This window comes from Vibrio sp. C8, from assembly GCF_054051265.1.
Map to the genome: position 1 here is coordinate 1 of NZ_JBPAOE010000018.1, position 11,756 is coordinate 11,756.

An 11,756-nucleotide genomic window follows, 5' to 3' on the forward strand; every position below is an offset into this window, starting at 1 on the left:
TACGTCGTTGTCGTTTTGTCATTGAACACCTTATTTACAGTGGAGACTTTACCACCTAACTTGGTGTCCGGGATCATTAAACCACTACACAAACATGAACTATAAATAAGTAAAGGTTAATTGTTGGTAAGAGAGACCTATGCCTGAAATTGAGTTGCTCTAATGGTTGACTTCATATACCGCATTATTAGGAAGAACTTGTTAAGGCTGGTTATCTTGTGGTGATTTGTGATGGGCCGTTTTAAACCTAGAATAATAGATAGATCGACTTATCTTGCTTATCATGAGGCCCGTTTGTTGCGATTGTAGCCCTTTAACTCAGAGACTAAACAGAATGATTATGGCCTAAGATTCAGCTTGCTAAGGTATTGTAAAAAATTGAGCACGTGAGGTCAGTGACGCAAAAGTGAGTGGTGAGCACTAGTCACGTCACCTCCCTCACGGTATTAAGCATAACTCAATTTGTATAAATAACCTACTTCACTATATTTGATTATCCAGCATCTGAATTATCAACACTTGTCCAGATAACACGTTGATGGTTTCACAGCCTTTAGGAACGGCGATGGTCGATACATCTTTCCTAGACTCTTTTGCCGCTTTCACATCTATTTCGTATTGAGTGTACTTGCCAACACTAACATTGACGGCTCCCGAATCTGCGGATGGGTTGCCGCCCAGTGTTCCACCAGCAAAGAAGTAGAGAAAACTAACGCTGTAGCGATGAGTAGAGTTGACTTGTTCATAGTTGCTCCTTACGAGTTGGTTGAGTGTGTTATATGGGAATTGGACGTTAGAAGGTGTAGACAAAGGTGCCCGCACTGGAGGTGACTTCGATTTCTTTCACGTTGTCCACGGTGCAGTTGTTGCTGTATCCGGTGTAGGTTTGGCCGAACTTCAATGAAACGTTTCTTGATAGCTCTGAGGATGTTCCTGCGGGTAATCGGCAGTTGCCACGGTTAATCACCACATTGCTAATTACGGTGTTGTCGGCGATAGCTTGCAGGTCAAAGACCAGTGTTCCCCAGTGAGAATTGGTGGATATCGACACTTCAATATCTGCCGTTGCTACTTGGGTCTCTTCTTGGTCGCCACAAGCGGTGAGCCCGATAAACAGGATGGTCATAGCGGCGTATCGGAGTAGGGTGTTGATTAATGTCATAACGGTGCTCTCCTCATCGGTGAGTAAAATTCAGAACGCACTGATTCCATCGTGTTCACGCATGAACCGCTCAAGATTGAAATCAGTCGGATAGGTAAAAGAAAACGTCGATACACTGGCCTCATCAATCAAAGGCAAAGCTAGGGTGCGTATCTTGTTTTGACCGGTTAAACGAAAGAGCAGCAAGAGCGCGTCACACTGAACCGAGAGTCCCAGTGGCTCAATGAGCGCCTTCTCTTGCTGCAATACTTGGCTAGATATCTTGAGCATACGGTTGTGCAGTAATGCCGTGTGTACCGCATTCAACACGTTCCGTTGCTCGTCACTCCACTCGCGAATAGTGGGCAATGCCACATGTACTTTTGCTAACCATTCTTGCTCTTTTGAATGTTCTGAAGCCTTGCGTGGTAAGGGTTTGTCTCTCTCCGAGGAGGACCCTTGCCCATAATTCAGTGCATCAGGAACCAGCGGCAGTAAGTACTTGTTAGTCAGTTGCCAATAGAGCATTTCCTGCTTGTTGAGCTTCAGTAATTGCTCTGAAGTTTTGCGATAAACATGGGGCATGCTCATCGAATCACACTCCACGTTAAACACCCCCACAATGACTTCATCGAGGTAGCGTTTAATGCTGCGCGTGGTGCGGTGGATATCGAGTAGGGCTAACTGCTGCTGCAACTCCGTAACGGTAATCCATCGATGTTGAGGAATAAGCATCAGCGTGTGCAGCAAAGCGGATAACCCTTCGATGCTGGTTTTATTGCTCATGACTACGCTCTCAATACATCAAAGCTCCACACCGGAGTCGGACATTTAATGTCGGGAGAATAGAGGTGGGTCAGACACATAATGTCCAACGGTGAAAACAGCATCAATCGGTATAACTAAAGCGTGAGCCGATTAACATTAACGGGGTTTGTGCTTATCACTGAGCTCGGCAATCGCTACCAATAACCCAATCAACAGCACCACCAGAAACCCTAAAGTGGATAGGGCACCAATGGCACCGAAGAACGGAGAAAGTGCAAACAACGTGATGAGGGCAGTGACAAGTTTGATGATTTGTAGAAGAAGGGAAGTCATGAGCTATTGCGGGGTGACGGCTATCTCGTTATAAGCGTCCATATCGACATAGGCCAGAAAGTTATTCTCCCATAGGCGATACAGCTCTTTGGTATCACGGCTACCTTGCATTGGCAGCTATCCACGATAGGCCACAAAGAATTGTCCGACCCGAAAATCAAAATCCAAGTTGCGCTCTAGCTCTGGATAGTAATTCCCCATATAAGCAAAGTCGGTGATGTACTCAATGCTCCATTCCCCTGTCGAGTTTTGGCAAATCGCCATCTCAACCGGATGGAAGCCGCCTTCATCCGCGCTGTAACTTTTATCGCGAAAGTTAAACACCAGATAACGGCTGGTGGTCAGTGTGTCATTACTCAGCAAATGAGCGGTGAATTGCTCACTTAGCAGCTTATGCAGTTTCTTCGATACAGGTAGTGTGGATGTTGTGAAGGTTAATTTGGACATAGTGAGTCCTCCTTGTTTCAGGATTCAAATAAGAAATGAGAGATTAGGATTTAGTTGAACGTACCGACCATTGTCAGTTGCACGTCATCAAAGACGTTTCGAGATTGGTGACGAGCAAAGGCTTTCATCCATACCGAGAGCAGCTCTTGTACCTCTGGGTGGGATAAATCCGTGCTCCCCGCATCGGGTTGATAGCACCAGCGATTAGCAAGGTGAAAGTACAACTCAGGCTCAACAGTTGTGCTGTTGTCATCGGGATAAGAGAAGCTGGCAAAAAACACCACCAGCCAAGGGCTTGAGGCTGACTCTCGTTTAAGCTGTACCTCAATCGGATGCAAACCTTGTCTATGTCGGTAGTAACTCATTTGGCGGCAGTTCAGCACGAGTCTCTCGGCGTTCTCTGGGAGAGTATACCGATTAATAAGTGCTTCTAGTAACGCATGTAACGCATCATCAATGCACAGATCGCCATAATGTTGTTCAATCATAACCATCCCCTTTCAGCAAACGAGGTGCAGGTATCGCCTGTAACGATATGGTCAAGTACGCGAACGTCCACCAGCGCTAAAGCGTCTTTGAGTCTTTCGGTTATGCGTCTATCGGCTTGAGACGGTGTTGAGTCTCCTGATGGATGGTTGTGCGCAAATATCACCGCTGAGGCATTGACTTCCAACACCGCTTTCACCACTTCACGTGGATAGACACTGGCCGCATCCACTGTTCCATGAAACAGCTCTTTAAATTCAATCAGACGGTTTTGGTTATCCAGTAGTAATAAGGCAAACACTTCAAGCTCATTGCTGCCTAACTTGCAGCGCACATACTCTTTAGTGGCATCAGGATTGGTTAGGGCATCACCGCGCACGTAGCGCGTAGCCAGTATCTCTGCGGCATGCTCTAGGATTTCATTTTCCTGATAGCGTTGCTGCTTTTGGTAATCGGAAGTTTTGGGATTCATTTCGGGCTCCTGTCGGATTCAATGATGGGGATTCATTGTGATGACATATACCTGAATATTTTGGGTTGGGTGAAGGGCTATGGTGGGCAAAGGAAGGAGATGATAACTCCTAATGAGAGCGTGTGGCTTGTTAGTTTAAGTGAGAGAAAGCTGATGGCGTTAGAATGAGAGAGGGCAGGTGAGAATCGCTTGGTGAACACAAGTTTATTGAGTGGTTACTCTAAATAATTTGTGTCGAGTAGACGACACCTGTTACCAAGTGTCGTCCCTTTAAGAACCCAGCGTGCAACTTTCACCGCACTAGGCTCAAGCCTTCACGAAGGCACCGATTGGCACCCAGCAACTTATAAAGCAGTGAGAGCAGGCTCATGCCAAGAGTTACGACATTGCCTCTTTGACTTTCTCTTTGCCAAGTATTCTTGGTATTGAGGGTCAAAAGGTGTAGCGGCACTCCTGATTTTCACATGTCTCTCTATTGGCACCTTGGCTATTTGAAACAGATTGAACTGACAATCCATATCCATGATCTTCTGCCAACCGTGAAATTGCCATTGACCTTGACGGTTGATGAAGTATTTAAGCGCGATCCAAGTTCTGGATTTTGTTGGATGACGTCTTTTAGCCCAATGCCATAACGTATGGAATAGCTTGTGACCTACATATCCGAATACCTGTTTAGCCACGCAGTGCCGATAGTAATTCGACCAGCCCCTGAGTTTCGGATTTATCAACTTGATTAAATCGTTAACAGGGATGGTTGCGTGCTTTTTGATGAGTTCGCGCAAGTTACTCAAGAGCATCAAAGTGTTGGATTTACTCGGTTTAATGAGCAGTTTTCCTTTGTACTTCCTATGATTAAAACCTAGGAAGTCAAAACCACGGCTGATATGGGTAATGTGCGTTTTCTCTTCGGAGAGTGTTAAGCCTCTTTCTGCTAAGAAATCAGCAATCAACGGTTTAATATCGTTCTCCAGCACTTCCTTTGAAGCACAGGTGACGACGAAATCGTCGGCGTATCCAATAAAGTTGGCTCTAGCTCCCTTTTTTAGTGCAGTAGACTTTATGCGTTGCTCAAGCCCTGCAAGAGTCATAAGCATCAAGGTCGGAGATATGACCCCACCTTGTGGTGTTCCCTCGTCAGTGCGATAGAACAACCCTTTGTCTATAAAACCAGACTTTAGCCATTGTTCCAACATACGTTTATCTACGGCAATGTTGTCCATAAGCCATTGATGTCCGATCTCGTCGAAACAGGCTTTGATGTCTCCCTCAAGAACCCATTGAGCTGATTTCTTTAATGCCAGACACTTAGCACTGTGCGACTGCATCGGCAGTGCTGCGGTTTGGTCTAAATCCATAGCTGTTAGGGTCGGCAAGTGTTTCTGATACAGGCTCCAGAGCAAGAAGATGAAGCGCTTGCTGCGCTCTATCGGCCATGCAGGGGATACCCAGTGGTCTGAGCTTGCCATTTTTCTTGGGTATGTAGATACGCTTGAGCGGTTTGGCTTGATAAGCTTTTCTGCTCAATTGATTGACTGCTTTCATGCGGCGCGTATCTGTATTCCAGATAACGCCATCAATTCCAGGCGTTTTACTGCCTTTATTTTGAGATACCCGCTTAACAGCAAGAAGTTTTGCTGATCGCGAGTGAGTCAGTATCCACTGCAACGCTTTCGCTTTGCTGTGTTTACCTTCTCGTGTTGCCTTTGCAATACGCATCTGAAGCTTTAAAACATGAGATTCAACGTCTTTCCAATTGGTGGATTGCCATTGAGCACTGTCAGGAGAGGCACTAATCTCTTTTGAAATCATCATTTGCGTTTCTCCTTGAATAAAGTTCTTCAAATTCTCTTGCAACGGAAGACCAGTCGGAAGTCAGCCCACTTTCGTGATCAGATATGAATCTGTATCTGCATCGTTACAATGCAGCCTTCGCTTTTTCCAACCTCCTATACCTGCATCACTATCGGCCACGAAGGCTTTCCCAGAGGGAGTGATACAGGCTTACCGTGTTCCGTATGTCGCGCAATGTCAGTGTAGATGCCCGCTATAGTGCGGAGAGTTCAACGATCACGAAAGAGCACGGGGCAATCTCTTTCCGACTCTCATGCCTTTTGGCCACAGCGTATTAACCACTTCCGCTGATTCATCATATAACGCACCTTATGCGGATTCACTTATGTTCATCATGCTGACTACCTAGCACTCACCCGATTGTGGTTATCAGGAGGATCGTTCTCTCGCGATTTAGATCCCGACTGGTGCATGACCAGCCTTCGTTACATTGTCAGACTCGCTACTTTATTCAGAGTCCTAGGTTCATCTGGTGATACAGATGGTTCACACATTAAGCGGTGAACAGCGCTTCATACGACCTCACGTCGCACGCCCCTTTATGCGTTAGAGCTTTTACTCATTTATATTTTGTTAATCTGAGTTTACCCTACTCATACTTATCCAATTGGAGTGACCAGCCCTGCTGGTGCAGCTCACTGCCCTCGAATACACTGATAAAGTGAACAGTTTCTGTGCTCAACAAATAGCTCTCGTAAGAGGGGTAAACCACCTTCTCCTGAAGGTGGTAATTGTTTCGAGTAGAAGAGATTGATATCGTTGAAAATAATGCGGTATCAAAGAATTCCGAATGCTCTATCAACGATGACATTGCTTGAGGCTGCTTATCATCGCCATCAGTAAAGATCGGTATTGATCTTTACCTGGGGCGATGTTCGCACCAATAGGATCCATTGTGCCTATTGTGGTTACTGTAGATTTCTCAAACACAGTGTTAATCAATTCAGGGTTAAATTGAGGTTCGGTAAACACGCATGTAACACCTAAATCTTTCACTGTTTGGCGAATTTCTGAGATGCGTGCCGGACTTGGCTTTGATGCATCAGAAATAGAAATCGCACCAGATGCTAGCAGTTGGAATCGCTGCTCAAAATATTGGTAAGCATCGTGAAATACAATGAACTTGATACCGTTAAGTGACTGGGCCTGTTTTTTAATCTCATCATTCAATTGGTGTAAACGAATGATAGTTGCTTTTGCATTGTCTTTATAAACATGCGCATGTTCAGCATCAACGTTAGATAATGCGCCGGCTATGGCTTCTACCCAAACCTCAGCATTTTTAGGATCCAGCCAGACGTGTGGGTCATGGTCACCATGATGATGGGGATCATGATGTGCGTCATGATCATGTTCATGTTCTTCATGTTCATGGTGTTCGTCGTGTCCCTCTTCACTATGTACATGTGCTTCGAATGTTGCACCTTCTCGGAAGCTATATAGTGTCGTTTCTTCGATTTCCATCATTTCAACCTTAGTAGCTGAACTTGCTAGGCTTGAAAGTGGTTTTTCTAACCAAGGTGTTAGCCCTTCTCCAATCCAAAACACGACTTCTGCCTGTGAAAGAGCTTTAGCTTCTGACGGGCGTAGATGATAGTCATGAGGTGATGCTTCGGGACGAATGAGCAAGTCGGGTTCACCAACACCATCCATGACTTGTGTAACTAAAGAATGCAACGGTGCGATGTCTACGGCCACTTTCGGGACTTGAGCATAAGTCTGAGAGGCAGTTGCTAAAGCGATGACAATGCCAGATAAGGCTTGTTTGAGCATGATGTTCTCCTGATTATTTTTAATCAAACATGGTACATATTGAAAACCTTGATTGTTATGTTATAACATATCTATTGATTTGAGAAACCTATACTTTGCTGTTTGAGAATTTATCGCGCAGCTAGTCGTAATCCTATTGAGAGAAAGTAGATGTTGATTTCTTCACAAGCGTTGTCTGTCAGGTTTGGGCAACACCTGATTTTGGATAGTGTCAATATGTCGGTGAATCAGGGCGAAGTCGTAACGATTGTTGGGCCTAATGGTTCTGGGAAATCAACGTTATTAAAAACCTTAATTGGGTCGGTGCTTCCAACGAGTGGTCAAGTGATGCGTGCTGACAACTTGAAGATAGGTTATGTACCACAAAGACTTCACATTGATGAAACTTTGCCTATGACGGTGAATCGATTTTTAACACTACCGCTACGTCATTCAAAAAAGGCGATAAAGGAAGCGTTAGGGCGGGCTGGTGTCGAAAGCTTGGAGAAACAACAACTGATGTCCTTATCAGGAGGACAATTGCAACGAGTTTTACTGGCTCGTGCATTGTTAGAAGAACCAGCACTATTGCTGCTTGATGAAGCGACTCAAGGGCTCGATCAACGGGGAACTGTGGCTTTTTATCAACAAATCGATGCCATTCGTCAGGAAAGCGGCTGCGCTGTCATTATGGTCAGCCATGATCTGCATGTGGTGATGAAACGAACCGACAGAGTTATCTGTTTAAACGGTCGAGTATGTTGTGAAGGAGTTCCGGAAACAGTGAGCCAATCTCCAGAATACAAAGCACTTTTTGGCCTAGACGACGATGATGTCCTTGGCGTCTACCGACATCAGAACGTCACATCCAACTCTCGCAGAGGGTCATTACATGTTGGATGATTTTCTTTGGCGTGCAGGGTTAGCTGGTGTTGGTGTAACGTTGGCCGCGGCGCCTTTAGGATGCTTTATTGTTTGGCGCCGGATGGCTTATTTTGGTGATGCAACGGCTCATGCTTCGATGCTGGGTGTCGCATTGTCGCTCTCTTTTTCGCTACCGATTTTCCCTGGCGTATTGTTTATTGCGTTACTCATGGCTATCACGGTTTCTTCATTCACGGGTCGAGGGTTCGCGATGGATACGCTGTTAGGGGTAATGGCGCATTCGGCACTGGCATTTGGCCTGGTGGCTGTTTCTTTTCTCTCCGGTATTCGAATGGATCTGATGGCCTACTTGTTTGGCGACATTCTGGCCGTGAGTAAAACGGATTTACTGATTATCTGGACAGGCACGGTATTAGTGATTGGCTTGATTCGATTGCGTTGGTCTGGGCTTCTTCTATCGACGCTAAATAAAGATCTGGCATTGGCGAGTGGTTTTTCACCAAAACGAGAGCAACTGATTCTCACTATCGCGCTCGCCGTTGTGGTCGCTGTGGCTATTAAAGTGGTGGGCGTATTGCTGATTGTTGCCATGCTTATCATTCCTGCTGCGACAGCTCGGCCATTTAGTCAAACGCCTGAAATGATGGTGATATTTGCTGCGCTGATTGGCAGTAGTGCCAGTGTGATTGGTCTACGTGTCTCTTATCTTCTAGATACCCCAACTGGGCCAACAATGGTTTGTATCGCAACTGGGTTATTTATTTTATCGAGCATTATTTGGATCGTCCGCCATAAGTTGCGAGCAAACACAGAGCGTCGACAAGAAACATAAAATAATTATATCAACTTTGGAGTGAGCAAAATGAGTCAGAAAAAAATTACTGTGACTGTACTTTCCGGCTTTCTTGGGGCAGGAAAAACGACTGTGCTCAGTCATATTCTCAATAATCGCGAAGGTAAGAGAGTCGCGGTGATTGTTAACGATATGAGTGAAATCAATATTGATTCCGCGACGGTGAAAAACGAAGTATCGCTTAATCACAAAGAAGAAAAATTGGTGGAAATGAGTAATGGCTGTATTTGCTGCACGCTTCGTGAAGATCTGCTGATAGAAGTGACCAAACTGGCCCAAGAAGGCCGCTTCGATAATCTCGTTATTGAATCTACAGGTATTTCTGAGCCACTCCCCGTGGCTGAAACTTTTACCTTTGCTGACGAAAATGGCGTATCACTGTCTGATGTCGCCACATTAGATACTATGGTGACAGTCGTAGATGCAGTGAACTTTTTGCGTGACTACGAAGCCGCGCAATCTCTTCAAGAGACCGGTGAGCATTTAGGCGAATAGGAGTGGTTATTCGTAGAATCAGGCCTAGATGTATTCGAGAAAGGACTTCATGCATGAATAGGATCTGTTCAATTTTACTAAAATTTGGAGTTAGCTTTCCTAGAGATCATGCAAATATGAAAAATCTTTTCCAATGGCTGCGCCCTGTTGCTTGTCTGCTGTAGGCGATGTTAACGACTTCACCAACGGGCAAAACTTTGCAGTATGGATTGGACTCGTACCATTTCAGTTCACTACAGGAGGAAAGCCTCTACTTTGGGTATATATGTCGTAATAATATATTTAGTGCTTCTAGGTGTGTGTGTGGGGGGGGGATAGCTGATAAATTTGCTATTTATTTAACTAGCTATGCTTGCCCATTTACTACAAGAATAACCGAACCGAAGTATGTCTGTTCTAGAGTGTTAGGTTCGGCGTACGTAATTGATTATAGTGGTAAAAACTGTCCAGTATCGGATGCTTCTATAACTTGAATTTGCCAACAATATTGACTAACTCCTTGTTTGAATTGGTTAGTTGGTAGGTACTGTTGACCGTGGCCTCGGCATTGTTATTCAAGGTATGGATCATCTCCTGTATTGCAGTCATATTTCGGTTTATTTCCTCAGTAACAGAGCTTTGCTCCTCCGCAGAGGTTGCTATTTGCCCTGCAAGATCGGTAATTTCTGCGACTGAGTACGCCATCGCATCTAACGAGCTCATAACTCGAGTGGTTGTATCAGCAGTATGCAAACAACTAGACTTGGTTCTCTCCATGCTGGTCACCACTGAGTCAGTACCCTCTTTCAGTTTGTTTAACATCGCACCGATCTCTTCAGTACTCTGGCGAGTTCTTGAGGCTAGGGCGCGTACTTCATCGGCAACCACCGCAAAACCACGGCCTTGCTCGCCAGCCCGGGCCGCCTCAATAGCCGCGTTTAGCGCTAGAAGGTCAGTCTGTTCAGCAATGCTCCCAATAACATCCAGTACTTGACTGATTTGTGCTGTATCTTCACTCATCTGAATAATCGACAGTGATGTGTGCTCTACCTCTTCGATCAGAGCAGTTACATTGTCTACGGCTTGTTGCACGATTGCCTTGCTTTGCTGTGTTTCTGAGTTGGTATTTTGTGTTTGTCTGGCTGTAGTTGCTGCACTTTCTGCTACTGCTTCAGCCGTGAAACTCATCTCATTGATAGAGGTTATCGCCATCTCCATCTCGATGCTGTGGGCATTGATTAGATCCTTTATGGTATCTGCCTGCAATTCCAGTTGTGAGATCTCGTTACTTATCTGGTTGTTTGAATATGATACATCAAGCATCATTTTATGCAGGTTTTCGATAAAGCGGTTGATGCCGTCTGCCATCTGACCTAAATCGTCTTTGGTGTTTACCTTCAGTCTATTAGTTAAATCAGCGCTACCGTTGGCCAGATCGGTGATTAACTCGCGTAGGGCCACAATAGGCATGAAGGTAATATTAAGAAGTAAGATTGAGATCGGAATAATCACCATCGAAGCTATCAGCAGTGCGATAGTAATGGTACCGTTCAGTTTATCGGTGTTGGTCTGAATAAATGTGTTGTCGATATAGCCGGTGAGAGTCCATTTTCTGCCGTCAACTTCAAACTGCTGAGTGATAGGAGTTAAGTCCCCTTCTTGTTTATTGGAAAATACCACGCTGTGATTGGCATCCAGCAACTCTAGGTAAGCACCTTCACCCGTTGCCTCTGCAAGCAGTTTCTGAACTTGGCTTAAGTCCAGATAGAAAATATTACCTTTTTTAGCGTCGCTGGCGACGGTAATTTCAATCAGGGGCAACTCGTCTTCAAAGTAAACATCGCTTACGGCGGTTCTACCAGCAGCATTGCTTACGGCATCCAGATAAGGCTTGCTCACTGCTAGGTCGTTGATGCTTCCGTCTTTAGTAATAGCCAACCCATAAGCCACCTTAACCACATCGTGAAAGCCTGTCTTCTCGATGGTTTTATTTATTTCATTTAGACTGAACTGGGTAGATTCTGCAAGCTTAATATTACCATTGATCATATTCACCAGATTATCTTGCGCTAATTCTATCTGACGACTGATCGAGCGGGAGTCGCTTTTTGAGATATAGTTGCTGATATAATAGTTGGCACTAAGATAAGAGGTAATGATAGTCAAGAAGATAATAGCGATAACGAGCCCTATTATTTTTGCTTTGAAAGGTATATTTTTCATATCATCGGTCGCTCATGGTTAGTTAAGGTGTTGACTTGTTACATATTCATTCTTTATACAGAATTAGC

9 protein-coding genes and 5 pseudogenes are annotated in these 11,756 nt (G+C 44.9%); 4 read left to right on the forward strand and 10 right to left on the reverse strand.

The window, feature by feature from the left end:
• Positions 1-483: 483 nt before the first annotated feature.
• The 9 genes and pseudogenes from ACRQQK_RS10790 to ACRQQK_RS10830 form a co-directional block, all read right to left on the reverse strand.
• Positions 484-746: pseudogene (locus ACRQQK_RS10790) on the reverse strand (hypothetical protein).
• A gap of 47 nt (positions 747-793) precedes the next feature.
• Entirely contained in the window at positions 794-1,162 is a 369-nt protein-coding gene (locus tag ACRQQK_RS10795) for a hypothetical protein (protein WP_457511375.1), read from the reverse strand.
• Between the two features lie 30 nt (positions 1,163-1,192).
• On the reverse strand, positions 1,193-1,927 hold the full coding sequence (locus tag ACRQQK_RS10800) for a transcriptional regulator (RefSeq protein ID WP_457511376.1): 735 nt from the start codon (positions 1,925-1,927) through the stop codon (positions 1,193-1,195).
• A 138-nt stretch (positions 1,928-2,065) separates the two neighbouring features.
• Positions 2,066-2,242, reverse strand: a complete 177-nt coding sequence (locus tag ACRQQK_RS10805) for a hypothetical protein (protein ID WP_457511377.1) — start codon at positions 2,240-2,242, stop codon at positions 2,066-2,068.
• Positions 2,243-2,245: 3 nt separating this feature from the next.
• Positions 2,246-2,689, reverse strand: a pseudogene (locus ACRQQK_RS10810) (DUF2787 domain-containing protein).
• A 50-nt stretch (positions 2,690-2,739) separates the two neighbouring features.
• Entirely contained in the window at positions 2,740-3,177 is a 438-nt protein-coding gene (locus tag ACRQQK_RS10815) for a DUF2787 domain-containing protein (protein ID WP_457511378.1), read from the reverse strand.
• Positions 3,174-3,647 carry a RadC family protein gene (gene radC, locus ACRQQK_RS10820; protein WP_457511379.1) on the reverse strand — a complete coding sequence of 158 codons (474 nt, stop codon included), beginning with the start codon at positions 3,645-3,647 and terminating at the stop codon, positions 3,174-3,176. The genes ACRQQK_RS10815 and radC overlap by 4 nt, the downstream gene beginning before the upstream one ends.
• A 344-nt stretch (positions 3,648-3,991) precedes the next feature.
• Positions 3,992-5,462, reverse strand: a pseudogene (gene ltrA, locus ACRQQK_RS10825) (group II intron reverse transcriptase/maturase).
• Between the two features lie 837 nt (positions 5,463-6,299).
• Complete coding sequence (locus tag ACRQQK_RS10830; RefSeq protein WP_457511380.1) at positions 6,300-7,274, reverse strand: zinc ABC transporter substrate-binding protein; 975 nt, start codon at positions 7,272-7,274, stop codon at positions 6,300-6,302.
• A gap of 150 nt (positions 7,275-7,424) precedes the next feature.
• Between ACRQQK_RS10830 and ACRQQK_RS10835 the strand changes: the two genes are divergently transcribed.
• The 4 genes and pseudogenes from ACRQQK_RS10835 to ACRQQK_RS10850 form a co-directional block, all read left to right on the forward strand.
• Entirely contained in the window at positions 7,425-8,156 is a 732-nt protein-coding gene (locus tag ACRQQK_RS10835) for an ATP-binding cassette domain-containing protein (RefSeq protein ID WP_457511381.1), read from the forward strand.
• Positions 8,146-8,970: a metal ABC transporter permease gene (locus tag ACRQQK_RS10840; protein ID WP_457511382.1), complete on the forward strand. Its 825-nt coding sequence runs from the start codon at positions 8,146-8,148 to the stop codon at positions 8,968-8,970. Before ACRQQK_RS10835 ends, ACRQQK_RS10840 begins: the two co-directional genes overlap by 11 nt.
• A 30-nt stretch (positions 8,971-9,000) precedes the next feature.
• Positions 9,001-9,483, forward strand: a pseudogene (locus ACRQQK_RS10845) (GTP-binding protein); the annotation flags it as partial.
• An 11-nt stretch (positions 9,484-9,494) separates the two neighbouring features.
• Positions 9,495-9,733, forward strand: a pseudogene (locus ACRQQK_RS10850) (transposase); the annotation flags it as partial.
• A 215-nt stretch (positions 9,734-9,948) separates the two neighbouring features.
• Here ACRQQK_RS10850 and ACRQQK_RS10855 read toward each other — a convergent pair.
• Positions 9,949-11,688 carry a methyl-accepting chemotaxis protein gene (locus ACRQQK_RS10855; RefSeq protein WP_457511383.1) on the reverse strand — a complete coding sequence of 580 codons (1,740 nt, stop codon included), beginning with the start codon at positions 11,686-11,688 and terminating at the stop codon, positions 9,949-9,951.
• Positions 11,689-11,756 lie beyond the last annotated feature (68 nt).